Below are 23,444 nucleotides of genomic sequence, written 5' to 3'. Positions count from 1 at the left end.
GTTGAGTCCGTGGAGGTCTACCGGGCACCCGCGCCTTCCCAGGAGAGGTACTTCATCTCCAGGTACTCGTCGATGCCGTGGACCGAGCCCTCACGCCCGAGGCCCGACTGCTTGATGCCGCCGAACGGTGCGACCTCGTTGGAGATCAGCCCCGAGTTGATGCCGACCATGCCCGCCTCGATCGCTGCGGAGACCCGCCAGATCCGCTCGGCGTCGCGGCTGTAGACGTAGGCCGCGAGCCCGTACTCGGTGTCATTGGCCATGCGGATCGCGTCCGCCTCGTCGACGAACCGGATGAGCGGGGTGACCGGACCGAACGTCTCCTCCCGCGTGATCTTCATACCGGGGGCCACGTCGGCGAGCACGGTCGGCTGGAAGAAGAACCCCCCACGCCCGTGGCCCGACCCGCCGCACAGGACGCGTGCGCCGTGGCCGGTGGCATCGGTGATGTGTTCCTGGACCTTGTCGACGGCGGCGGCATCGATCAGCGGCCCCTGCTCCGCGCCGGGTTCGAAACCGTCGCCGACAGTCAACTCGCTGACTCGCTTGGCGATTTCCTCGGCGAAGCGGTCGTAGATGCCGGACTGGACGTAGACCCGGTTCGCGCTGATGCACGCCTGGCCGGTGTTGCGGTACTTGCTGGCGAGGACGCCCTCGACGGCCGCCTCAAGGTCGGCGTCGTCGAAGACCAGGACCGGCGCGTTGCCCCCGAGCTCCATCGAGACCTTCTTCACCGTCTGCGCGCACTCGGTGAGCAGGAGGCGTCCCACCTCGGTCGAGCCGGTGAAACTCACCTTGCGCACCGCTGGGTTGCCGGTCAGCTCCGGACCGATCTCACGGGCCTTGCCCAGGACGACGTTGAGGACGCCCGCCGGGACGCCGGCGCGTTCGGCGAGCTCAGCGAGCGCGAGTGCGGTCAGCGGCGTCTGGGCGGCCGGCTTGACGACCATCGTGCATCCGGCGGCGAGGGCCGGCGCGGCCTTGCGCGTGATCATGGCCGCCGGGAAGTTCCAGGGTGTGATGGCGACGCACACGCCGACCGGCTCCTTGAGTACGAGGACGCGGCGTGACGGGTCGGGGGCCGGGAAGATGTCGCCGCGCACGCGCTTCGCTTCCTCGGCGAACCACTCGATGAACGACGCCGCGTACGCCACCTCGCCACGTGCTTCCGCGAGGGGCTTGCCCTCCTCCAGGGTGATCAGGCGAGCGAGATCCTCCGCGTGTTCCGTCACGAGCTCGAACCAACGGCGCAGGACCTGGGCCCGCTGCTTGCCGGACCGGGCGCGCCAGTCCGGGAGCGCGCGGCCGGCCGCCGTGATGGCATCGGCCACCTGGGCCCGGCTCATGGACGGCAGATCCGCGATCGTCGCGCCCGTGGAAGGGTTGTCGACGGAGAACCGCCCGGACTCCCCGTGACTGACCCAGCGTCCGTCGACATAGGCCGACTCCTGGAAGAGCGACTTCTCGCTGAGGACTTCTGCGGCAGCGGTCTTGGTGCTCATAAAGGCTTTCCTCTTGTCCCTGGGACATTCGATACGTTTCGGAAAACGGGGCGCGGTACGCGGCAGAGTCCGGCTGCGAAGGCGGGCCGGAGGAAGATCGGCCGTCCGGCCTACACTCCTGGTGTGGACCACGAGCACCCGGACAACGAGGACCTGAATTTCTGGTCGTTCATCGATCATGCGATCAGCCGCGCGAGCCGTGAGCTTCCGGGCGTCGATCCCCTGGCGATGCGGTTGGTGCTCACCCTCCACCGCGCCGCGAACATGCTGGTCTACGACCTGGAATCAACCGTCCACCGGCCCCGCGGATGGTCGTGGCCCGGCTTCCGCGTGCTGTTCGCGATCTGGCTGTCGAGCCCCGTCGAGGCGAAGAAGGTCGCGGAGCTGTCCGGCATGAGTCGTGCGGCCGTGTCGGCGCTGGTGAACACGCTGGAGCGGGACGGTCTCGTCACCAAGGCGCGTGCCCCGCACGACGGACGCGCGGTCAACCTCAGCCTCACCGAGAGCGGTCTGCACGCGATCACCACGGCTTTCCAGGCGCACAACGAACGTGAACAGGAATGGGCGGGCTCGCTCAGCGCGGACGAACAGCGGACGCTGATCGCACTGCTGGAGAAGCTCACCACCCACTCGCTGCAGTTCGAGGTCAAGCAACGGACATGATGGCTGCTACCTGCAGAGGTTCCGCTGCGCGCCGAGTCCGGTGATCCCGCTCTCCATCACGTCGCCCGCCTGCAGGAACCGGCCGTAGTGCGAGCCGTTGCCCTGCGGAGAACCAGTGATGATCATGTCGCCCGGCTGCAGCGTCACCCGGTGCGAGATGTATGAGATGAGAGCGGCGATTCCGAAGATCATGTCGTTGGTGTTGCCCTTCTGCATGACCTTGCCGTTGAGCCGGAGCGTGATGTCCAGGTCCTGCGGGTCGGGCACGAAGCGCGCCGGCACGAGGTAGGGGCCCGTGGGGTAGAACGTGGGCTGGTTCTTCGCCCGCATCCAGTCGGTGCCCATCATCGGGATCTCCGGGCGGGGCACCAGGCTGCGCGTCGTAAGGTCGTTGCAGATGGTGTACCCGGCGACGTGGTCCAGTGCCTCGTCACGGCTCACCTCGCGTGTCTGGCGCCCGATGACCACGCCCAGCTCGAGTTCCCAGTCATGGTTCTCACCGAGGGAGGGCAGGATCACGTCGTCGTACGGGCCGCTGATCGCGGACGGGACGCCCACCCACACGTAGGGCTCGCCGTGCGCGGCACGCTCGTCCATCTCCCGGGCGGCCTGCTCGCGCAGCTCCTCCTCGGTGGCGTCCGCCTTTCCCAGGCGGTGCGCCACCGTGATCTGGATGACGTGCTCGCGATAGTTGGCTCCGGCGCCGAAGATCTGGCCCGGTGGCTGGACCGGGGCGAGCACCGTGAGCTCGCCGACCGGCCGCCCGTCGCCCTCGGGTGCGTCGGCCAGGGACTGGAGCGCTTCCTGCGATGCGTCCCAGTCGGCCAGCAGGAGCGACGTGTTCGTAGCCGCGGGCAGGACGGTCAGGGTGTCGTACACCCTGTCGTTCACGACGATGCCGGGGAACGGACCGGACTGTCCGTCGGCGAACGTTCCCAGCGAGAAGGGGGTCGGGCTCATGGTTTCCTCATTTTGTCCGGCGAGTGTGGGCGAACTCCGCGTACTCCTGGAGCAGTGCGCTGTCGTCCACCGCGCCCAGGTCCACGACGTCGTTCAGGGAAGCTCCCTGAAGCAAGCGCTTGACCGGCACCTCGATCTTTTTTCCCGTGCGGGTGTGCGGGATCCCGCGCATGGGCACGACCTCGTCGGGCACGTGCCGCGGTGACAGCTCCTCCCGGATCACCTGGTTGATGCGCTCCGCCACCGCTTCGGGGTCGGTGTTCTCCTGGAGGGCGACGAACAGCGGCATGTAGTAGGCGTCTTCGCCCAGTTCGGCGCCCACGACGAGGGCTTCGCGCACCTCGGGGAGCGCCTCGACGACCCGGTAGATGTCCGCGGGCCCCATGCGCACGCCCTGCCGGTTCAGGGTGGAGTCCGAGCGGCCATGGATCACACTGCTGCCATCGGGCTCGAACTCAATGAAGTCCCCGTGCCGCCAGGCTCCGGCATACACAGAGAAGTAGCTCTGCCGATAACGCCGGCCGTCGGAGTCGTCCCAGAAGCGGAGCGGCATCGAGGGCATCGGCTGCGTGATCACCAGCTCGCCCCGCTCGCCGACCACGGGCTTGCCGTCCTCGTCCCACGCTTCGACGGAGACGCCCAGGGCGGGCGCCTGGATGCGGCCCACGCGGACGGGCAGCGTGGGGGCTCCGCCGACGAAGATCGAGCACACGTCGGTGCCGCCGCTCATGGAAGTCAGCCACACGTTGCCGAGCCGGTCGTAGACCCAACGGAAACCGTCGGTGGACAGCGGTGATCCGGTCACCTGCACCGTCCGCAGCGCCCCGGTTTCAGGGGCCAGGCCGGACTTCAGGCAGGCGTGCAGATAACCGGCGCTGACACCGAGCGTGTCGACCTCGTGTTCGTCCGCGACGCGGAAGACGCGCCCCAGGTCGGGGCGGACCGGGTTTCCGTCCAGCAGAACGATCGTGGCTCCGACCGCGAGTCCGGAGACCAGCATGTTCCACACCACCCAGCTGGTGCTGGCGATGGTGAGATAGCGGTCGCCCACCCGTAGGTCCGAGTGCAGCCGCAGGACCTTGAGGTGTTCCAGGAGGACACCTCCGTGGCCGTGCACGATGCCCTTGGGTGCCCCGGTGGTACCGGATGAGAACAGCACCCACAGCGGGTGGTCGAAGGGCAGCTCGTCGAACTCCGGCTCGCCTCCTCCTGCGGCGACCGTGCCCCAGAGCGACACGGGGCGGTCCACCGTGGGCAGGCTTCCGGGGTGGAGGTGATCCACCCAGAGCACGTGCTCCACCGACGGCAGCCGGTCGAGCAGGGTGCGCATCTCGTCCGTGCGCTCGTGCGTCCGTCCGCCGTAGTGGTAGCCGTCCGTGAGCAGCAGCACCTTGGGCGCCAGCTGGGCGAACCGGGAGGTCACCCCGTCCGCGCCGAACTCCGGGGAGCACACCGACCAGACGGCCCCCACCGCCGCGCAGGCGAGGAGCCCCACGACGGCCTCCGCGCGGTTGGGCAGGACGGCGGCCACTCGGTCGCCGTGGGCCACACCCATCCGGCGCAGCGCGGCGGAGACGGCGGCGACCTGGCTGCGGAGTTCGGTTCGCGAGAGCTTGTGGGACGTGCCGTCGTCGTCCACGACGACGAGCGCCTCGCCCGGGCAGCGGCGCAGCACATGCTCGGCATAGTTCACGGTACGGCCGGGAAACCACGTACCTCCGGGCATCTCCCGCGGAGCCACCGGACCGGTCGGGATACCACCGAGTCGTACGTCCTCGAACTCGGCGACGGACTCCCAGAACCGGCCCAGGTCTCGCGTCGACCAGCGCCAGAGATCAAGGTAGTCGGCACCGCCGTCGTAGTCCTTCAGCCCACGGCGGTAGCGAGCCAGTTCGCTGCCGTCCCGCCGGGCACTGCTGGGCATCCACAGAATGTCCTGCGCGGTGCTCATGAGACAGCGATGTCTACGGGCAGGGCACCGATGAGGACGAAGGCCACGCGACAGGTCGTGTCACTGCGGTTGGACCAGGCGTGGCTGGTGCCTCGCTGGATGATCACGTCACCGGCCCTGGCGAGGGTCTCTCCCTCGTCCGTCAGCAGCCATATCTCACCCTCGAGGACAAGGGCGTAGTCCAGGCTGTCGGTGCGGTGGAACCAGAAGTGGCGGCCGCCGAAGGTGTGTTGGGCGGCGTCGCGGGCGTGCTCGCCGTCGATGTCGTCGAAAAGGGCGTCGGCGGCGGCGTCGGTGTAGGCGCTGTCGGGCGGGAAGCTCGCGATCCGGAAGACCGTTCCTCCGGGCTTGGGGTGCATCGGCACCTGGACGTCGGCGGAGGCCGCGTCCTGGTTGCCGTCGTTGCTGACATCGCCCGGTTCGGTCTGCCAGGGGACGATCGCGCCGAACCCTTTGACGGAGTCGGACACGAAGACGTTGGGGGCCGGGCCGTCGCTGATGACGGTGGAGCGGCCGTCGGCGGTGTGGCCGGTGACGATGCGCCGTATCGGCTTGACGGCGTGCGGGTTGGTCATCTTTGTCGGTCCCGTCGTCAGTTCGCCGGCGTACCGAAGGGGTACGGGCGGGGCTCGGGCCACCAGGGGGCCTTGTCCGGCTCGGCGCTCAGTCGGTTGCGCAGGACACCGACGCCTTCCAGTTCGAGTTCGATGACGTCTCCGAGCGACAGCCGCCGGTCGAGCTCCAGGCCGGAGCCGTTGGGCAGGGTGCCGGAGCCGATCAGGTCGCCGGGCTGAAGCCTGTCGTTGATGGAGACGTAGGCGAGCATTTCTTCCGGCGTGTAGATCATTCCCTCGGCAGTGGTCTCACTCCAGACCTCACCGTTGACGCGGACGACGCCCTTGAGCCCGTCGGTGGAGGGCAGCTCGTCGACGGTCGTGATCCACGGACCGATGCCGTACGCGTAGTCCTTGCACTTCTGCGGGCCCATGCTCATGGCCATCTCGTAACCCTGGACGTCGCGCGCGCTGAAGTCGTTGAAGATCGTGACGCCGAACAGGTGGGCGCGGGCGGCGTCGGGGGTCAGGTTGCTGCCCGCGGCTCCGACGATGAGGCCCATCTCCAGTTCGTAGTCGACGTAATCGGAGTAGCTCGGGTAGGGGATCTCCTCGTCGTGGCCGTAGACCACTCCGGTGGATCCCTTGAAGTAGCCGGGCGTCTTGAACAACTGGGGGTTGGGCAGTCCGCCGCCCACCCTGTCGTGGAATCCCTTCATGTGTGCCGGGAAGGTCAGTCCGTCACGGATGACCGGCGGGTCGACGGCCGCCACCCAGGACAGCCCGTCGATCGGCAGTGAGGCGTCGTCGGCGGCCTGGTCCACGGCCCAGTGGGCGGCGTCGAGGAACGCCGACCCGGCGGCGATGGCGGCCGCCATGCTCGACGGGAAGTGGGCCGCGGCCAGTCGGCGGGCCGCGTCCGGCGTCGCGCCCTCGGCCTGCCTGCCCAGGGCGTAAGCCCTGGCCAGGTCGATGACCCTGCCCTCGTCGGGCCGCACGGCGACGATCCTGATCTGGTCGCCGTCGGGAGAAGGTACTGAGATCCGACCGAGCTTCATGTGTGCAACTCCTTCATCTATTCGAAACGTTTCGTATCGTATGGCAGGCTTATCCGCTTGTCGATCCTGCGCTGACATTGGGGAATGAGGCCGTGCGTGGGTTAACTTGACTCCGTGGCTGTACGAAGCGAATTGAGTCGTCGCGCGATCCTCGACGCGACCATGGACCTCCTTGTGCGCGACGGCCGGCGCGCCACCACGGTGCAGAAGCTGACCATGGAGGCGATCGCCAAGCGGGCCAAGGTCAGCAAGGCGACGATCTACCGGTGGTGGCCGAACAAGGCCGCCGTCGTCATCGACGCCTTCATGGAGAACCACCTGGCGCACACCCGCATCCCCGAAGGGGTGCCGGTGCGCGACGCCCTCCTGGCACACCTCAAGTCGCTGATCTCCCGCTACGCCGGCCCGCAGGGCAAGCTGGTCGCCCAGATCATCGCCGAGGGGCAGTACGACCCCGAGACGATGGCCAACTTCCGCGAGCGGTTCTGGCAGGAGCGCGCCGCGGCCGTCGAGAAGCTGATGCGCAGGGGAATCGACGAAGGGGTCTTCCGGTCCGACCTCGATCCGAAGTCGGCAGCCCAGTTGTTCTACGCACCGGTCTACTTCCATCTCCTCTTCGGCGTCAGCCCGCTCGACGACGCCCTCGCCGAACAGCTCGTGGACCTGGGGATCCGCGGCCTGGAAGCCCATCCGTCACCGGACGGGGAATCCTGAGCCCTCCCCGGCGGCGTCCCGAGTGCGCCTCAGTCGCCAGCGCGGTCACACCGGCGGTGGGATGAACAATCCCCGGTCGGGGTCGTTGAACATCTCCCTGGACACGAACTCGTTCATCGGGTTGGAAGTCCCCCACACGTCCGAGGTCTCCGGGTCCTCGGTGCTGTACAGGTGGGGATGCCAGGTGTCCTCGTCGAGGATCTCCAGCTCTGTGGTGTACTCCATGGTGTTGCCGTTGGGGTCATGGAAGTACGTGAAGGTGTTGTCGCCGGCGCGATGCCGGCCGGGCCCCCAGACCTTGTGGACGCCATCGCGCATCAGGCGGCCACTGCCGCGCATGTACTCCTCCAGGCCGCGCATCTCGAAGGACGCGTGGTGCAGCGATACATGGGGACACCGGGCGATCGCGATGCTGTGGTGCTGCGGGTTGCAGCGCAGGAACCACATGATCCCGCCGAGCTGGGGATGCACGTTGGTGTCGGTGAGCCGGAAGTCCAGGTACTTCTCGTAGAAGGCCATCATGCGCTCGGGCTCGGGGGAATTGAGGACGACGTGGGACAGCCGCACCGGGATGTCCTCGCGCTCCTCGACCTTGCGGTGGGTACGGGCGGCGACCTCCGCGGAGATCTCGACGGTGCGCCCCTCCACGTCGAAGAACCGGAAGCCGTAGCCGCCGCCGGGCGTCTGGAGCGTGTCCGGCTCGCTGACCAGCTTCACGCCGTCGGTGGCGAGGCGGGTGGCGAGGCCGTCCACCGCGGCGCGGTCGGCAGCGCCGAAGGAGACCAGGTCGAGGCGCTTGTCCTGGGAGCGGCGGACGCGGACGACGTACTGCTCGGGCGAGCCCTCGGCGGCGAAGTACGTGACATCGCCGTCGGTGCCGGCCTTGGTCAGCCCCCACTGCTGCTCGTAGAAGGCGACCTGCTTGTCGTAGTCCTGAACGGCGATGTCGACGTGCCGAAGGTGGGTGATGGGTTGGTCGTGCATGGTGAACTCCTGTGGGTGAAACAGTGTGTGCACGCGCGGGGTCAGACCTGCGGGATGTTCTCTTGCTGCGGTGGACTCATCTCGCGCCGGGGTTCCGTGGCGCCTGCGAGAGGCAGGAATCGGAGCAGCGCTTCGAGCTCTTCGGGGGTGTGCGCCGTCCCGAGCACATAGCGGTCGGGACGGACCAGGACGGCAGGGGCCTCGACCGAGGTGAGCAGTTGGCCGACGTGCTGCGGGGAGGTCAGTACGGCCACCTCGGGCTCCGCCTCCAGCGCCTTGCGTACGGGATCGGGCAGCCCGGCCGTCAGTTCGGGCGTGGCCGCGAGCAGGAACCGGCGTCCCACGAGGTCGTCGAGCCGTGTCCCGTCGGACAGCATCGGCTGCATCGAAATACGTCCGGCGTGCGGGTCGGCCGGGCCCGTGTGCACACCCGGGCCCAGGGCGGGTGCCGGCGGGTAACCGTCGGCCGGGTTGGCACGGATGTGCGCATCCCGCTGGGCGGCCATCACGGGGTCGGTGGTCTGGACGAGTCCGGCCATCGTCGCCGCCTGCTGGACCCAGTACCTGGCGTGGTCCTTGCGTTCGGACTCGTAGGTGTCGAGCAGGGACTCGCGGGCTCTGCCACGCGAGACGAGCCGGATCTTCCACACCAGGTTGGCCACGTCACGCAGGCCGGCGCACAGTCCCTGGCCGAACAGCGGAGGTGCCAGGTGGGCGGCGTCGCCCGCGAGGAACACATTGCCGACCCGCCACGACGTGGCCAACCGCGCGCGGAAGGTGTAGACGGCGATGCGGTCGGGCTCGAAGTTCTGCGGTGTGAGAACCCCTCGGCTCAACCGGGCGATGCCCGCCGGTGTGGCGATCTCCTCCCGGTCGTCCTCGGGGAGGACTTTGAACTCCATGCGCACCCGGTCACCCGGGAGCCTGATCCAGAGCGCGGGACGGGTGTGCCGGCCGAGGAAGACCATGTCACCCTTGATGCCCGCCGTCCCGCGCAGGTGTCCGTCGACGACGAGCCACTGATCGTCGGTGCCGAGGTTCTCGCCGGATACCCCGAGCGTGCGCCTGACGGTCGAGGTGGCACCGTCACAGGCGATGACCCATCGCGCGGTGAGCGTCTGTGTCGTCCCGTCCGGCGTACGGACGGTGCAGCGGACTGAGCCGGCACCTTGCTGGATGTCCAGCAGCGTAGTACCGAGCCGGAGTTCCACATCGGCGAGCCGCTCGACTTCGGCGCGCAGCAGCGCGTCTACCTCAGGCTGGTGGAACAGGACCTCCGAGTGCCATGCCTGAGGTCCCATCTGCCCCGTGGCATGGGCCACCAGAGTCTCGCCGGCCTCGTTCTCCATACGGTAGTCGCACATCGGCTTGATCCGGGCGGAAAGTTCCTCCCCCAGCCCCATGGCCTGGAAGGAACGCACGGTCTCACCGTCGAAGTGCACGGCCCGCGCCTGTTCCCACAGCTCGGGCTCGCGTTCGATCCCCACGGCCCGTACACCGGCATGGCCCAGCAAGGCGAGGGCCATCACCCCGACGGGTCCACCACCTACAACGATGACTTCGCAGTCCTGTGACACCTGAACTCCCTTTGCGGCTCGGGTACTTGGAAGTACCGTTTGATCTCTGCACCCGCGCGTCCGCCGGACGACCTGGGCGCTCGGCGTCCGCGGCCCTAGCGGCCCGTCACGTGCCCTGGCACGGCAGATCCGTCCAGCGCCTCGGTGTCCGCGCCCACCGGACGGGCGCGGTGCTCCTCATGGCCGGCTCGTCCGGACAGGCTGCCCGGGACCGGATTGCCCCCCGCCGACGGCACCCCGTCCGCCAGGACGATCTGCGCCCCCCGCCCGCTGAACTCGACGATGACCTCGTCACCGCGGCGCACCGTGACCTCACAGATCACTGTGCGGTCCTGCCAGGAGCGGGTCACCGCTTCGGCGATCAGTTCGTCACCGAGGTGGCCTGGGCGCCGGAAGGTGATGTCCGCGCTCGCCGTGACGACCGGCGGGCCGTAGCTGTTGACGGCGCAGGCGAAGGTGGTGTCGGCCAAAGCGAATACGAGCCCGCCGTGCACGATCGCGTGCCCGTTGACCATGTCCGGCCGGACCCGCATCCGTGCGCGCGCCCGACCGTCGGCCGCCGACTCGACGTGTATCCCCAGGAGTTCGCAGGTACGGTCCTCGCTGAGCAGATGACGCACGCTCTTCGCCACCTGCCCGTCCATGACAAGCTCCGTGTCATCGCGACGGCCGTCGGGAGTGAACGGGTCGGGCGTCATGGACGCAGCTCCAGACCGAGCGGGCGGCCGTCGTACAGGTCATCGGCACCAGGCGCCCGGTCGGGCATCATGCCGAGCTTGTCGCGCATCGTCAGGACACATTCCAGACCGGCACGAGCAGGAGCCAGTGAAACGGGGCGGGTGCGCAGCGCGGCCCGCGCCGAGGCCGGTCCGTAGCCGCCTCTCGTCAGCACGTCCAGGATCTGTTCGTCCTCAGTGGCGTGCAGCCACTTCCGCGCCGTGTCGAGGGCCGTGAGGTAGAGCGAGAGATTTTCCCGCCCCGCCTGCCGCGTCGTGGGGCCGGCCACGACACCCTGCCCAGGGAAGTCCGGCACCTCGTCCTCGACCGCGAGCAGCGAGACGAACCCCTCCTGTTGCGCCAGCTCGTCCAGCGGCGGCCCCAGCCACGCCGCGTCGATCGACCGTGAGCGCAGGGCTTCGAAGCGCTCGCGCACTCCGCCCACCGGCTCGAACTCGTACGCGCCGGGCGGGAGGCCATGTTGACCGAGGAGATGACGGAGCAGGACGGCGAAGCCGTTGTCCGGCGCATCGACGCCGAGCGTTGCGCCCCGCAGGTCTTCCAGCCCCCTCACCGAGGGCTGCGCGACCAGGCGGAGCGGCGTCGTCGACTCGATCTGGGCGACGACTCGCAGGTCGCCTCCGCCGGAGTTCCACACGATCAGGTTGTCGATGGCCGTGACGCCCGCATCGACGTCGTCGGTCAGGAGTCGGTCACGCTGGTCCGTCGACGACTCGATCAGCACGGTCTCGACCTCAAGGCCGACGTGGGCGAAGAAACCCAGCTCGTGGGCAACGACACACACGGGTGGCGGAACGAACACCGCCTGTCGAAAGCACGCCGTCATTGGAGTGCTCCTCTCTGCACGAGGTGGCCTCACAGTAGGTCAATCGAAACGGAACGTCTAGGATCGCAACCGGTAATCTTTTCGTGCGTGCGGCACGGAGGAACACGCGCTGACAGCGGCAGACACCAGCCTGCTTGACCTAGTGAAAAGAAGACACCGGTACCGCCATACGAAACGGTCCGTACAGTATCTTCCTCAGTGGAGAGCCGCCTTCGAGACGCCCCGCCCCACGAACCGTTCGCCATCCTGAGAGGCGCATGACATGCCTGAAGCCGTCGTAGTCGCTGCCGCCCGCACGCCCATCGGGCGCGCTTTCAAGGGTTCCCTGAAGGATGTCCGCCCCGACGACCTCGCGGTGACGGCGGTCCGCGCGGCCCTCGACCAGCTACCCGGACTGGACCCCACACAGATCGATGACCTGCATCTCGGCTGCGCCGAGCCGAGCGGCGAGCACGGTGCCAACATCGCCCGGCGGGTGGCCGTACAGCTGGGGCTGGACGAGGTGCCCGGCACCACGGTCAACCGTTTCTGCTCGTCCTCCTTGCAGACCGCCCGGATGGCCTTCCACGCCATCAAGGCAGGAGAAGGCCACGTCTTCGTCAGCGCGGGTGTCGAGTGCGTCTCCCGCTACCGGCACTTCGGACCCACCGGAGCGGATGCCGACGACGTCTTGAACCCGGCATTCGAGCAGGCCAGGGACCGTACCGCGGAGGACGCGCGAACCAACGGCCTGTGGACCGATCCCCGCTGCGACGGCCTGCTGCCCGACGTCTACATCGGCATGGGGCAGACCGCGGAGAACGTCGCGGGCCTTTCCAAGATCAGCCGCCAGGAGCAGGATCACTACGCCCTGCGCAGCCAGCAGCTGTACGCCAAGGCCGCCGAGTCCGGGTTCCACGCCCGGGAGATCACCCCTGTCCGAAGGCCCGACGGCACGGTGATCGCGACCGACGACAGCCCGCGCCCCGGCACCACGTACGAGGCTCTGGAAGGTCTCCAGCCGGCCTTCCGGCCAGGCGGCTCGGTCACCGCAGGAAACTCCTGCCCGCTGAACGACGGAGCCGCCGCCGTGGTCATCATGAGCGACGTCAGGGCGCGAGAGCTCGGCATCACTCCCCTGGCCAGGATCGTGGCCACCGGCGTGTCCGGCCTGTCCCCGGAGATCATGGGCCTGGGACCGGTCGAGGCCACACGACGGGCCCTCGCGCACGCCGGCCTGCCGATCGGGGACATCGACCTGTTCGAGATGAACGAGGCGTTCGCCGTTCAGGTCATCGCCTCTCAGCGCGAACTCCGCATCCCGCTGGAAAGGCTCAACGTGCACGGTGGGGCCATCGCGCTGGGGCATCCGTTCGGTGCGACCGGCGCCCGCATCATGACCACGTTGATCAACGGTCTGCGTACGCGCGACGCGCAGTGGGGCGTGGAGACCATGTGCGTCGGAGGCGGGCAGGGCATGGCCATGGTGCTCGAACGCCTGAGCTGAATACCCCCTCGCGGCGACCTGGGGTCGCCTACCAGCTGGAAGGCCTCGGGCAGACGCCCGCGGCAAACGGGCGCAGCTTGGCGTACCCGCCCTGGCGACCCGCGTGGAGTTCGCAAGGGAGCGCCTGGGGGACGGACCGACCGGCCCAGTCCCTCCCGGATTTCGGGCGGCTCCTGGCTCCCCGGGGCAGCCGAGTGGGCTCCGAAAGTCGATTGAAGCGTGATCCGCGTGCAGTCCGCGGCTGCTGCGTCGGCAAGGCCACTCCCATGACCGCGGCAGCTACGAGGAGGTGAATCGAGTGGAGGACAGGGTATTCGGCCCGGCCGACGAGACGGCCGACGGAGTCGCCCCTGAGACCGCGCAGGAGACGAGTTCAGCGAAGCCCGCAACATCTTCCGGGAAGCGACAGTGCCGGAGGCGCCCCAGGGATCAGGACCGCCAACGCGATCCCGCAGGTACCCGACGCGCCATCCTCGCGGCGGCCGACGCCGAGTTCGGCGCCCGCGGATTCGACGGGGCCCGGGTCGTCCGTATCGCCGAGGCGGCCGGTGTCAGCCACCAGCTGATCACCTACCACTTCGGAGGCAAGCGGGGGTTGTACGAGGCACTGAGTGAGCGGCGGCTCGAGGAGTCCATCCAGGTCACTCGGACTCGCAGCTTCGCGGAGGCCGCACGAGGCTACGTGCACCGGGCATATGAGAACCCGGCGTGGGTGCACATGCTGACCCGCCAGGACCCCGGCATGCGCCCGCCCGCCGAGGACGCGCGGGTCGCCGAGTTGTTCAAGAGCGTCGAGGACATGCGTGATCGACAGACGCGTGGTGAATTCCGCAGTGATCTCGACGTCGGAGCCGTGGCCCTCGTCTTCTTCGCCGCCTCGATCGCTCCGGTGGCCTTCCCATGGCTCGCCCGCGAACTCACCCAGCAGGACCCCGCCTCACCGGAGTTCATCGACCACTACGCGAAGCAGGTGAGCCGAATCATCTCCGCACTCGCTGAAGCGACGGTCGCCGAGAAGTCGTGAGTGCCGCGCCGGCCGGTGCCGCGCCCGGCCGAGACCGGCACCTCGACAGGCAGACACTACGCGTTCGGTGCGTTTCGCTCACCGGATGGAGGCCAGAGACGCGACATACGGGCGGCGAGCGCTTCTGACCTCCGACGGGAGCCTCTCAGGTGTGCGCCGGCGCAGGACGCCGCCGGTCGGCGCGGCTGCCGAACGCCCAAGCCAGCACTGTCAACACGCTGAGGGTCAGACCGAGCACACACACCCCGGTCCAGGCTCCCGTCCCGTATACGGCGCCCGTTAGCCCGGAGCCGACGGCTCCGCCGATGAAGTATGCCGTCATGTAGGCCGAGTTGACACGGCTCAGCGCACCGCTGTCCAACTGGTAGATGCGGCTCTGGTTGGCGACCTGGAGTCCTTGCACTGCCAGGGTGAACAGCGCGGCTCCGATGATGACCCGCGCGATGTGGTGGTTTCCGAAGAACAGGACCACCCAGGACAGGGCGAGCAGTAGGCAACTGAGGGTGGTCAGCAGGCCTCCACGCCCCCGGTCGGTGAGTGATCCGACCGGTCGGGCCACCAGACTGCCTACGACTCCAAGCAGCCCGAACAATCCGATGGTTCCCATGGAGTAGTGGTAAGGCGATCCGCTCAGCAGCATGGTCAGGGCGGTCCACAGCACCGAGAACCCGGCGAAGCTGAGACCACCGAGCGCCATCCGCACGCGAAGCACCGGCTCCCGCCTGATGATTCGGAACGTGGAGGCCAGCAGCGCCCCGTAGCCGATCCGCGTGGAGGACGTCACCACCGGCATCCGTAGCCGCAGGACCAGGGCGAGCACCCCCATGGCCACAGCGGCAGCGCCGTAGACCGTGCGCCAGCCGGCGAGATCGGCAAGGTAACCGGCCACGGTGCGGGCCAGCACAGAGCCGAGCAGCAGTCCCATCGCCATCGTGCCGACGACCCGGCCGCGATGATGCGCCGGCGCAAGTTCGGTGGCGAACGGGACCAGCACCTGCGCGCTCGAGGCGCCTGCTCCGGCGACGGCGGCGGCAGCCAGAAAGAGCGGGGCGGAAGGAGCGATCGCCATCACCGCCAGGGCGATCGCCGTGGTCAGCGACATCAACGGCACGAACTTCGCTCGATCGACGAGGTCACCCAGTGGCAGCAGAAGGAGCAGTCCTACCGCGTAGCCTGCCTGCGTCAGCGTGATGAGGAGTGCGGCCGTGGACGAGGACGTATGCAGCCCGCGCGCGATGGCGTCGAGCAGCGGTTGCCCGTAGTAGAGATTGGCCACGCACAGCCCCGTGGCCGTGGCCAGGAGCCCGGTGACCCCTCTCGTCTTGTGCGACGTGTGCTGTTGAAGCGAGTCGGCCTTGACACCGACAGACATGATTCTCCTTGGAGTTGAGACCGTGGGGCAGTCCCGGCGGCCGGCATGCCACCGTTCCGGCGCGAAGGGGGAAGCAGGTCTTCGGACGACGCCGGCCGAATCAGATGGTCCGTGGGTGCCGCCGCGGTCGACAGACAACCGCGGCGGCACCCACGGCAATCGCTACGGTCCGCCTCCTCACCGGGGTGTCCGGCGACGGGCCTCCGTAGGCAGGGCCGTCCCTACGGTCCCCACAACCAGGTGATGGTTCCGTAGGGACGAAACGAACGTACCTACCTGCAGACGTTGCGCTGCGACCCGAGGCCGGAGATTTCACTCTCCATCACGTCTCCGGCGCGCAGGAACCGCCCGTAGTGGGAACCATTGCCCTCCGGCGAGCCGGTGATGAGCATGTCGCCCGGCTGCAGGGCCAACCGGTGGGAGACGTAGGAGATGAGGGCGGGGATGTCGAAGACCATGTCACCCGTGTTGCCCTTCTGCATGACCTTGCCGTTGAGCCGCAGCGTGATGTCGAGATCGTGCGGGTCGGCCACGAACCGCGCCGGGACGACGTACGGTCCCGTGGGGTAGAACCCGGGCTGGTTCTTCGACCGCATCCAGTCCGTGCCCATCATGGGGATCTCCGGGCGGGGCACCAGACTGCGCGTGGTGAGGTCGTTGCAGATGGTGTAGCCCGCGACGTAATCCAGTGCCTCCGCAGGGCTCACCTCTCGCGCCTCGCGACCGATGATCACGCCCAGCTCGAGTTCCCAGTCGTGGTTCTCACCTATGGAGGGCAGGACGATGTCGTCGTAAGGGCCGCTGATGGCTGACGGAACGCCGATCCAGACATACGGCTCACCGTTCGCCCGGCGCTCGTCGATCTCCCGGGCAGCCTGCTCGCGCAGCTCCTCCTCGGTGGCGTCCGCCTTCCCCAGGCGGTGCGCCACCGTGATCTGGATGACGTGCTCGCGATAGTTGGCTCCGGCAGCGATGATCTGCCCCGGCAGCTGGACCGGGGCCAGCACTCGCAGGTCGCCGAGCGGCAGCCCGGGGCCTACGGGCGCGTCGGCGAGACCCTGCAGCGCATCCAAGGCCGCCTCCCAGTCAGCGAGCAGGTCTCGGGTGGTGGCGGCCTCGGGCAGAACGGCCCGGGTGTCGTACACCTTGTCATCCAGGACGATGCCGGGGAACGGACTGCCGGACGCTTCGGCGAACGTTCCCAGGGAGAAGGGCGTACTGCTCATGGGTGTCCTCAAATTTCTGGTGATGGCGGGCGGACCAGCCGGGTGGGAATCTGCTCGGCGTCATCCGCGGGCCCCGGGCCCACGGCGTCGCTCAGAAGGCTGGCTTGAGCGAGCGGCTGACCGGGAGCTCGATCTTGTCTTGTGTACTCATGTGCGGGATCCCGTGCGTCAGCCCGACTCACCAGGCATGCGAGGGGATCCCGTCCAGAGTCACCGGCCGTAGAAGGCCGGCGACTTGTCATGGCGGGGCGGGCTGCCGACGCATGGGCAGCCCCCCTCGTCTCATACGGGGGGTGCGATGAACAGTCCGCGGTCGGGGTCGTTGAACATCTCCCTGGACACGAAGTCGTTCATGGGGTTGGAGGTTCCCCACTGGTCCGAGGTCTCCGGGTCCTCGGTGCTGTAGAGGTGGGGATGCCAGGTGTCCTCGTCCAGCGTCTCCAGCTCCGTGGTGTACTCCATGGTGTTGCCGTTGGGGTCGTGGAAATACGTGAACGTGTTGTCCCCCGCGCGGTGCCGGCCCGGGCCCCACACCTTGTGGACTCCGTCGCGCATGAGACGGCCGCTGCCGCGCATGTACTCGTCCAGCCCGCGCATCTCGAACGACGCGTGGTGCAGCGAGACATGCGGACACCGGGCGATCGCCATGCTGTGGTGCTGCGGGTTGCACCGCATGAACCACATGATCCCGCCCAGCTTCGGATGCACATTGGTGTCGGTGAGCCGGAAGTCCAGGTACTTCTCGTAGAAGGCCTGCAGTCGCTCCGGTTCAGGCGAGTTGAGGACCACATGCGACAACCGCACGGGAATGTCCTCGCGCTCCTCGACCTTGCGGTGGGTGCGGGCGGCGACCTCGGTGGAGATCTCGATGGTGCGCCCCTCGACGTCGAAGAACCGGAAGCCGTAGCCGCCGCCCGGCGTCTGCAGCGTGTCCGGCCCTCCCACCAGTTTCACGCCGTCCCTGGCCAGTCGCGTGGCCAGAGCGTCCACCGTCGCACGGTCGGCCGCGCCGTAGGCCACCAGGTCCAGACGCTTGTCCTGGGAGCGGCGGACACGGATCACATACTGCTCCGGCGAGCCCTCAGCGGCGAAGTACGTGACGTCACCGTCTGTGCCGACCTTGGTCAGCCCCCACTTTTCCTCGTAGAAAGCGACCTGCTTCTCGTAGTCCTGCACCGCGATGTCCACGTGCCGCAGATGAGTGATCGGTCGATCAGGCATGACGAACTCCATTAGTGACGATGATGGGTGATTACGGGGTTGCGACGATCAGCTCAAGGCCGCCGTCTCCTCGGTCCGAGTCATGTCGCGGTGGGCCTCCCGCTCGAGTCCCAGAGGCAGCATGCGGAGCAGTTCTTCGAGGCTTTGGGCCGTCTGCGCAGTCCCGGCCACGTAGCGGTCGGGACGGACCACGACGGCCGGGGACATCACGGAATGGAGCAGCTCACCGATCTGCTCCGTCGAGGTGAGCACAGTGATTTCGGGCTCGTCCTCCAGGGCTGCACGGAGGGAGGCGGGAAGCCCGGCCAGCAGTTCGGGCTCAGCGGCGACCAGGAAGCGATTCCCCACTATGTCGTCGAGACGTGTCCCGTCGTGCAGCAGCGGCTGAATCGAGAGGCGCCCGGCGTGCACGTCGACGTCTCCCGTGTGCAACCCAGGCCCCAGGGCTGGGTCTGCAGGGAAGCCCTTCTCGGGCTCGGCGAGAAAATGAGCATCCCGCTGGGCAGCGACATGAGCGTCGGTGGTCTGCACGAGGTTCGCCATCGTCGCCGCCTCGTCGACCCAGTACCAAGCGTGGGGCCGACGCTCGGACTCGTAGGTGTCGAGCAGCGACTCGGGTGCCCTGCCGCTGGAGACGAGCCGCAGTTTCCACACCAAATTGGTCACGTCCCGCATACCGGCGCACAAACCCTGACCGAACAGGGGCGGCGCCTGGTGGGCGGCATCGCCCGCGAGGAACACGTTGCCAACCCGCCACCGCTCCGCAACGCGGGCGCGGAAGGTATAGATCGAGCGACGATCCGGGGTGAAGTTCTCAGCTGTGAGAAGGCCCTTGCTGAGCCGGGCAATTCCCTCGGGCGTGATGATCTCGTCCGGATCGTCGCCCGGCAGTACTTTGAGCTCGATGCGCGCACGGTCGCCGGGCAGCCTGAGCCAGAGCGCGGGCCTCGTGTGCCGGCCCAGAAGCACCATGTCGCCCTCGATGTCCGCGGTCCCGTGCAGGTGTCCATCGGCCACGAGCCACGGGTCGTCGACGCCGAGGTTCTCGACAGGGATGCCGAGCGCCTCCCTGACCGTGGAGTTGGCACCGTCGCAGGCGACCACCCAGCGCGCAGTGATCGTCTGCCGCGCTCCCTCGGTCGTCCGGACATGGCAGTGGACGCCTTCCTCGTCCTCCTCGAGCTCCAGGAGCGTCGTCCCGAGGCGGAGCTCCACACCAGGGAGCCGGTCGACCTCGGCGCGCAACAGCGCGTCGATCTCTGGCTGATGGAACAGGTTCTCGCCGTGCCACGCCTGCGGCCCCCACTGTCCGGTAGAGAAGGACAAGAGGGTGTCCCCGGCTTCGTTCTCCATCCGGTAATGGCGCATCGGACTTGTCACAGCGGACACCTGAGACGCAAGACCGATGGGCTGGAAGGAGCGCATCGCCTCGGCATCGAAGTGCACGGCCCGGGCCTGCTTCCACATCTCGGGCCACATCTCGATACCCACGGCCTGCACGCCGGCATGGCCCAACTCGGCCAGCATCTTCACCCCGATGGGGCCACCGCCGACGACCAGGACTTCGCAGTCTTGGGACACCAAATTTCCCCTGATTCTCTCTGGTACTTGATGGAAGTACCGCTCTTACTTGGGCACTCCGCCGGCCTGTGCCGAACCTTCCGGCCGCCCCGGCTGTGCGCTCCTGACGGCCCGGAGTCCACCCCGGCGCGAGCGGCGCGCCGATCGCGCATGTGAGTGGTGTGTGGCGAGTCCGCAGAACTCTGTGACGAAACCCGCGTCACCGCCCGGCCTTCCCATCTGCGCGGGCTCGTGTGCTGTGCGGGGCAGCAGACGTCGGGGGTGGGCAGTGCGGGCCGATGTCACGGCCGCAACTCCACGCCAAGAGGCCCGTCGGCGTACAGATCCCCGGCGCCCGGTACGGGCTGCGGCAGCAGGCCGAGCCCGTCGCGCATCGACAGGATCCGCTCCAGACCCGCACGCGCGGGAACCAACGACTCCGGACGCGTCCGCAACGCCGCCCGCGCCGAAGCCGGCCCGTGACCACCCTTCGCCATCAGGTCCATCACTTGCCCGTGCGAGGCATCGCAGAGCCACTGCCGTGCGGCTTCCAACGCCGCCAAATACCGCAGAAGCCCGTCGCCGTGCGCCTTCAACACCCCTGGGCCGGCTACGACACCCTGCCCGGGAAAGTCCGGCACCTCCGCCTGCACGGAGGCCAGCGACACGAAGCCCTCCCCCGTCGCCTGCTCATCCAGGGGCGGTCCGAGCAACGTCGCATCGATCGACCCCGCGCGCAGCGCCTCCCACCGCTCACGCACCCCACCCACCGGCAGCAACGTGTAGTCGGCGGCCGACAGACCACGCCGAGTGAGCAGATAACGCAACACCACAGCGAACCCGTTGTTCACGGCATCGACGCCCAGCACCGCACCCCGCAGTCCCTGCACCCCGGTCACCGAGGGCCGGGCAACCAGCTCAAGAGGCGTTGTCGACTCCACCTGGGCCACGATCCGAAGATCCCCGCCGTCGGCGTTCCAGACCAAGAGGTTGTCCATGGCTGTGACGCCGACGTCGACGTTCCCGCTCAGCAACCGGTCTCTCTGATCCGTCGACGACTCGACGAGCACCGTCTCGACGTCCACACCCATATCGGCGTAGATCCCCAGCTCGTCAGCTACGACACAGACAGAAGGCGGAACGAACACCGCCTGTCGAAGGCACACCGTCATCGGTGCCCTCCTTCCTGCGAAAGGCAACGCAACAACACTACATTCGAAACGATACGTTTCGCATCTCATGCACTTCATCCCACCCCCTTGCTGAACGAAGGTCCAGTCGCGACGTCCAGAAAAACCGCACGAACTGGACTTACGGCGCATCGCTCACGGCGTCGCGCTCCGACGGAGTGACGCCAGCCACAGAACCTCCCCTCTGGCGACATGAGCTGCGATGAGCCGAAAAAGCAGGGGAGCGCGAGATACTCGAAGACCACGGAGGGCCGCGTCCGCATGGTTCGCTCGAACCAGGACATTCGGTGCCTCCGGGAGCAGCTGAGGACCGATCGTGCCTCTTGACGGGCGTCAAGCTATTCGATACGTTTCGTATCTATTTCTTGGTACGAGCATGCCATCGCGTCGGCATGGGGATTGCGGTCGCACCCGAGGTAAATTTCTACTGTGGCTGTACGAAGCGAATCGAGCCGTCGCGCGATCCTCGACGCGACCATGGACCTTCTCGTTCGTGACGGACGGCGTGCCATCACGGTGCAGAAGCTGACCATGGAGGCGATCGCCAAGCGGGCCAAGGTCAGCAAGGCGACGATCTACCGGTGGTGGCCCAGCAAGGCCGCCGTCGTCATCGACGCCTTCATGGAGAACCACCTGGCGCACACCCGCATCCCCGAAGGGGTACCAGTGCGCGACGCCCTCCTGGCACACCTCAAGTCGCTGATCACTCACTACGCCGGCCCGCAGGGCAAACTCGTCGCCCAGATCATCGCCGAGGGGCAGTACGACCCCGAGACGATGGCCAACTTCCGCGAGCGCTTCTGGCAGGAGCGCGCCGCGGCCGTGGAGAAACTGATGCGTCAGGGTATCGACGAAGGCGTCTTCCGCCCGGACCTGGACCCGAGCGCGGCAGCCCAGTTGTTCTACGCACCGGTCTACTTCCATCTCCTCTTCGGCGTCAGCCCGCTCAACGACGCCCTCGCCGAACAACTCGTTGACTTGGGGATCCGAGATCTGACAGCCCATTCAGTCCAGGACGGAAGGACCTGAGTTCTCCGCACGCCCCCCCCCCCCGCCGCACCGCGCTGTCGGTCCTTGTGTGCTCCCGGCTGATCTGAGGTCTCCGCACATGGGCGGGTCACCGGGGCGCCGACGCAGACTCTGGAGGCGGGAGAGGAGAGTCGCCGCACCCGTCCTCGTGGTGGAACACGATCGGAACATCGATCTGTGGGACGTATATAGCCCGCACCGTACTCCCAGGCGACGAGCTCAACTGGCGGTGTGCTCGTGGCTGCTTCCCAGGCTGCGCTTCTGACCGTGCCGCACCGGTGGGATCGGGCCATCTGGCGCAGGATGCCTCTGAATTCGGCGTCGCGCCAACGGGCCTTGAGCTGGTCGGCTCTGTGACCAGCACGAGTTCCAGCCACCCTCGCATGCTGCGCCCCTCAATCGGAGAAGGAAACGGGAAACAGCATCGATCGCCTTGTCCCTCCGGGAAGGGGTGCCGCACTCTTACGTGCAGCACCGCCCCGACCCAACGGACGGGCTTGGGAGGTTCCCGTGCCACGGCCGTCCACCGAGTTCGGTGAGGAACTGAGAAGGCGACGTCTGGAAGTCGGGTTGAGCCTCACGGGCCTGTCCGACGAAGTGCACTACAGCAAAGCGCAGTTGAGCAAAGTCGAACGAGGTATCAAGGCTCCCAGCCGTGACCTCGTTCGGTTGTGTGACGCCGCCCTCGGTGCTGACGGAGCACTGATAGCCCTGGCCCCCCAGGCCGCCGGTGACAACCCTGCGGAAGCAGCGTCGGGCCAAGTCGACGAGGAGGACTGGATCATGCAGTTGTCGCCGGACGGCCCGAACCGATTCCAGCCCATGGGCCGGCGCGAGGTGATGAGCACCGGCGTCGCGTCGTTGATGACCTGGCGGCCGGACGGATCAGGCCCGGCTTCCCTGGCCACGGGGGCCGGCATGCTGGAAGCCTCCCGCTCTCTGTTCACGCAGTACCGACGACTCGGCCAGACTCTGGAGCCTGGCCTGCTCCTGCCCGTCCTGATCGCCCAGACGCACACTCTGCGGGAACTGTCCGCGCAATCCGACAACAGCACTCGCGAGCAGCTGCTGGCGCTTGGTTCCCGTTACGCCGAGTATGTCGGCTGGCTGGTGCAGGAAACCGGGGACGAACGTGCGGCACTGTGGTGGACGCAGCGCGCGGTCGATCTGGCAGCAGCCGGCGGTGACCAGGCGCTGGCGGGCTACGCACTGGTCCGTAGGGCCCTTGTCACGCTGTACCGGGATGACGCCGAGCAGACGGTGGCTCTGGCCCGTCGTGCGCAGGGCGGCTCGCTGCCGCCGCGGATCCGTGGGCTGGCCGCGCAACGTGAAGCGCAGGGGCACGCACTCGCGGGCGATCAACGTGCCTGCCTGAGTGCCCTTGACCGTGCCCGTACCCTCCTCGCCCGCCAGGACTGCGGCTCCGACGAACCGGTGATCGGCACCATGCATCTTCCCGACCCGGTCGGCATGGTCACCGGATGGTGCCTGGTCGATCTCGGTCGACCACGGGAAGCGAGCGCCGAGCTCGATCGGCAACTCGCCCTGGTCGGCGAGAGCGCGGTGCGTACGCAAGTGCGGTACGGCGTGCGCCGTGCGCTCGCCTACGCATCGGCCGGAGAGATCGACCACGCGTGCGCGCTGGTTACCCCCCTGCTCGACGGTGCGGCGGCAGTGCGTTCAGCGACCGTCACGACCGATCTGCGGCGCCTCGCCCGGGTCCTGGCTCGCCATTCGGATCAGCCTTCGGTACGTCGTCTGGCGCCGCGACTCGGCACCTTATCTCGCTTGTCCACTTCCTGAGGGAGA

20 protein-coding genes are annotated in these 23,444 nt (G+C 67.9%); 6 read left to right on the top strand and 14 right to left on the bottom strand.

The genetic code is table 11. The annotated features are described in order from the left end of the window. Positions 1-17: 17 nt before the first annotated feature. Positions 18-1,502, bottom strand: a complete 1,485-nt coding sequence (locus tag Q4V64_RS50620; protein ID WP_124444969.1) for an NAD-dependent succinate-semialdehyde dehydrogenase — start codon at positions 1,500-1,502, stop codon at positions 18-20. A 123-nt stretch (positions 1,503-1,625) separates the two neighbouring features. Here Q4V64_RS50620 and Q4V64_RS50615 point away from each other — a divergent pair, with 123 nt between their 5' ends. Beyond that, on the top strand, positions 1,626-2,165 hold the full coding sequence (locus tag Q4V64_RS50615; RefSeq protein ID WP_253267445.1) for a MarR family transcriptional regulator: 540 nt from the start codon (positions 1,626-1,628) through the stop codon (positions 2,163-2,165). 6 nt (positions 2,166-2,171) lie between these two features. Here Q4V64_RS50615 and Q4V64_RS50610 read toward each other — a convergent pair whose 3' ends face one another. From Q4V64_RS50610 to Q4V64_RS50595, 4 genes are read right to left on the bottom strand one after another with little or no spacing between them, the layout of a single operon-like run. Beyond that, a complete protein-coding gene (locus Q4V64_RS50610) occupies positions 2,172-3,125 on the bottom strand; it encodes a fumarylacetoacetate hydrolase family protein (RefSeq protein ID WP_124444968.1) in 954 nt (317 codons plus the stop codon). 7 nt (positions 3,126-3,132) lie between these two features. Further along, positions 3,133-5,076, bottom strand: coding sequence for an acetoacetate--CoA ligase (locus Q4V64_RS50605; protein WP_124444967.1), 1,944 nt, complete (start codon positions 5,074-5,076; stop codon positions 3,133-3,135). After that, complete coding sequence (locus tag Q4V64_RS50600) at positions 5,073-5,651, bottom strand: cupin domain-containing protein (RefSeq protein ID WP_124444966.1); 579 nt, start codon at positions 5,649-5,651, stop codon at positions 5,073-5,075. The genes Q4V64_RS50605 and Q4V64_RS50600 overlap by 4 nt, the downstream gene beginning before the upstream one ends. A 17-nt stretch (positions 5,652-5,668) precedes the next feature. Next, positions 5,669-6,688 carry a fumarylacetoacetate hydrolase family protein gene (locus Q4V64_RS50595; RefSeq protein ID WP_124444965.1) on the bottom strand — a complete coding sequence of 340 codons (1,020 nt, stop codon included), beginning with the start codon at positions 6,686-6,688 and terminating at the stop codon, positions 5,669-5,671. A gap of 114 nt (positions 6,689-6,802) precedes the next feature. Here Q4V64_RS50595 and Q4V64_RS50590 point away from each other — a divergent pair, with 114 nt between their 5' ends. Continuing rightward, the gene (locus Q4V64_RS50590; protein WP_124444964.1) at positions 6,803-7,402 is read left to right on the top strand and encodes a TetR/AcrR family transcriptional regulator; all 600 of its coding nucleotides are present in this window, start codon (positions 6,803-6,805) and stop codon (positions 7,400-7,402) included. A 45-nt stretch (positions 7,403-7,447) separates the two neighbouring features. On the opposite strand, the gene Q4V64_RS50585 is transcribed toward Q4V64_RS50590, so the two are convergent. The 4 genes from Q4V64_RS50585 to Q4V64_RS50570 all read right to left on the bottom strand — a co-directional run bounded on the left by Q4V64_RS50585 (position 7,448) and on the right by Q4V64_RS50570 (position 11,527). Then, positions 7,448-8,386 carry a VOC family protein gene (locus Q4V64_RS50585; RefSeq protein WP_124444963.1) on the bottom strand — a complete coding sequence of 313 codons (939 nt, stop codon included), beginning with the start codon at positions 8,384-8,386 and terminating at the stop codon, positions 7,448-7,450. Between the two features lie 41 nt (positions 8,387-8,427). Next, on the bottom strand, positions 8,428-9,963 hold the full coding sequence (locus tag Q4V64_RS50580; RefSeq protein WP_172629560.1) for a bifunctional 3-(3-hydroxy-phenyl)propionate/3-hydroxycinnamic acid hydroxylase: 1,536 nt from the start codon (positions 9,961-9,963) through the stop codon (positions 8,428-8,430). A 95-nt stretch (positions 9,964-10,058) separates the two neighbouring features. After that, positions 10,059-10,661 carry a hotdog fold thioesterase gene (locus tag Q4V64_RS55865; protein WP_253267443.1) on the bottom strand — a complete coding sequence of 201 codons (603 nt, stop codon included), beginning with the start codon at positions 10,659-10,661 and terminating at the stop codon, positions 10,059-10,061. Beyond that, a complete protein-coding gene (locus Q4V64_RS50570; protein WP_124444961.1) occupies positions 10,658-11,527 on the bottom strand; it encodes an ABC transporter substrate-binding protein in 870 nt (289 codons plus the stop codon). Before Q4V64_RS50570 ends, Q4V64_RS55865 begins: the two co-directional genes overlap by 4 nt. A 262-nt stretch (positions 11,528-11,789) precedes the next feature. Between Q4V64_RS50570 and Q4V64_RS50565 the strand changes: the two genes are divergently transcribed. Both Q4V64_RS50565 and Q4V64_RS50560 read left to right on the top strand, forming a co-directional pair. Continuing rightward, the gene (locus tag Q4V64_RS50565; RefSeq protein WP_124444960.1) at positions 11,790-13,013 is read left to right on the top strand and encodes an acetyl-CoA C-acetyltransferase; all 1,224 of its coding nucleotides are present in this window, start codon (positions 11,790-11,792) and stop codon (positions 13,011-13,013) included. A gap of 298 nt (positions 13,014-13,311) precedes the next feature. Further along, entirely contained in the window at positions 13,312-14,037 is a 726-nt protein-coding gene (locus tag Q4V64_RS50560; protein ID WP_124444959.1) for a TetR/AcrR family transcriptional regulator, read from the top strand. A 145-nt stretch (positions 14,038-14,182) separates the two neighbouring features. On the opposite strand, the gene Q4V64_RS50555 is transcribed toward Q4V64_RS50560, so the two are convergent. From Q4V64_RS50555 to Q4V64_RS50535, 5 genes are all read right to left on the bottom strand, one after another. Continuing rightward, the gene (locus Q4V64_RS50555; RefSeq protein WP_124444958.1) at positions 14,183-15,409 is read right to left on the bottom strand and encodes an MFS transporter; all 1,227 of its coding nucleotides are present in this window, start codon (positions 15,407-15,409) and stop codon (positions 14,183-14,185) included. Positions 15,410-15,681: 272 nt separating this feature from the next. Beyond that, the gene (locus Q4V64_RS50550) at positions 15,682-16,635 is read right to left on the bottom strand and encodes a fumarylacetoacetate hydrolase family protein (protein ID WP_124444957.1); all 954 of its coding nucleotides are present in this window, start codon (positions 16,633-16,635) and stop codon (positions 15,682-15,684) included. Positions 16,636-16,917: 282 nt separating this feature from the next. Continuing rightward, positions 16,918-17,856, bottom strand: coding sequence for a VOC family protein (locus Q4V64_RS50545; RefSeq protein ID WP_124444956.1), 939 nt, complete (start codon positions 17,854-17,856; stop codon positions 16,918-16,920). 48 nt (positions 17,857-17,904) lie between these two features. Beyond that, positions 17,905-19,437 (bottom strand): bifunctional 3-(3-hydroxy-phenyl)propionate/3-hydroxycinnamic acid hydroxylase, encoded by a 1,533-nt coding sequence (locus Q4V64_RS50540; RefSeq protein WP_172629559.1) that lies wholly within the window; start codon positions 19,435-19,437, stop codon positions 17,905-17,907. Positions 19,438-19,718: 281 nt separating this feature from the next. Beyond that, positions 19,719-20,588, bottom strand: a complete 870-nt coding sequence (locus Q4V64_RS50535) for an ABC transporter substrate-binding protein (RefSeq protein ID WP_303715008.1) — start codon at positions 20,586-20,588, stop codon at positions 19,719-19,721. A 447-nt stretch (positions 20,589-21,035) separates the two neighbouring features. Between Q4V64_RS50535 and Q4V64_RS50530 the strand changes: the two genes are divergently transcribed. Together Q4V64_RS50530 and Q4V64_RS50525 are read left to right on the top strand one after the other, a co-directional pair. Then, entirely contained in the window at positions 21,036-21,635 is a 600-nt protein-coding gene (locus Q4V64_RS50530) for a TetR/AcrR family transcriptional regulator (RefSeq protein WP_303715006.1), read from the top strand. A 510-nt stretch (positions 21,636-22,145) separates the two neighbouring features. After that, entirely contained in the window at positions 22,146-23,438 is a 1,293-nt protein-coding gene (locus Q4V64_RS50525; RefSeq protein ID WP_124444952.1) for a helix-turn-helix transcriptional regulator, read from the top strand. The last annotated feature ends 6 nt before the right edge of the window (positions 23,439-23,444 follow it).

The sequence above is a fragment of the Streptomyces sp. NL15-2K genome, from assembly GCF_030551255.1.
Taxonomy (GTDB): Bacteria; Actinomycetota; Actinomycetes; order Streptomycetales; family Streptomycetaceae; genus Streptomyces.
The sequence above is the reverse complement of the archived record's forward strand: the minus strand, read 5'-3'. Positions and strand labels throughout refer to the sequence as shown.

Excerpts from the sequence above, each read along its gene's own strand:
- Q4V64_RS50620 (WP_124444969.1), bottom strand. The coding sequence starts at position 1,502 with ATGAGCACCAAGACCGCTGCCGCAGAAGTCCTCAGCGAGAAGTCGCTC.
- Q4V64_RS50610 (WP_124444968.1), bottom strand. The coding sequence starts at position 3,125 with ATGAGCCCGACCCCCTTCTCGCTGGGAACGTTCGCCGACGGACAGTCC.
- Q4V64_RS50605 (WP_124444967.1), bottom strand. The coding sequence starts at position 5,076 with ATGAGCACCGCGCAGGACATTCTGTGGATGCCCAGCAGTGCCCGGCGG.
- Q4V64_RS50600 (WP_124444966.1), bottom strand. The coding sequence starts at position 5,651 with ATGACCAACCCGCACGCCGTCAAGCCGATACGGCGCATCGTCACCGGC.
- Q4V64_RS50595 (WP_124444965.1), bottom strand. The coding sequence starts at position 6,688 with ATGAAGCTCGGTCGGATCTCAGTACCTTCTCCCGACGGCGACCAGATC.
- Q4V64_RS50585 (WP_124444963.1), bottom strand. The coding sequence starts at position 8,386 with ATGCACGACCAACCCATCACCCACCTTCGGCACGTCGACATCGCCGTT.
- Q4V64_RS55865 (WP_253267443.1), bottom strand. The coding sequence starts at position 10,661 with ATGACGCCCGACCCGTTCACTCCCGACGGCCGTCGCGATGACACGGAG.
- Q4V64_RS50570 (WP_124444961.1), bottom strand. The coding sequence starts at position 11,527 with ATGACGGCGTGCTTTCGACAGGCGGTGTTCGTTCCGCCACCCGTGTGT.
- Q4V64_RS50565 (WP_124444960.1), top strand. The coding sequence starts at position 11,790 with ATGCCTGAAGCCGTCGTAGTCGCTGCCGCCCGCACGCCCATCGGGCGC.
- Q4V64_RS50555 (WP_124444958.1), bottom strand. The coding sequence starts at position 15,409 with ATGTCTGTCGGTGTCAAGGCCGACTCGCTTCAACAGCACACGTCGCAC.
- Q4V64_RS50550 (WP_124444957.1), bottom strand. The coding sequence starts at position 16,635 with ATGAGCAGTACGCCCTTCTCCCTGGGAACGTTCGCCGAAGCGTCCGGC.
- Q4V64_RS50545 (WP_124444956.1), bottom strand. The coding sequence starts at position 17,856 with ATGCCTGATCGACCGATCACTCATCTGCGGCACGTGGACATCGCGGTG.
- Q4V64_RS50535 (WP_303715008.1), bottom strand. The coding sequence starts at position 20,588 with ATGACGGTGTGCCTTCGACAGGCGGTGTTCGTTCCGCCTTCTGTCTGT.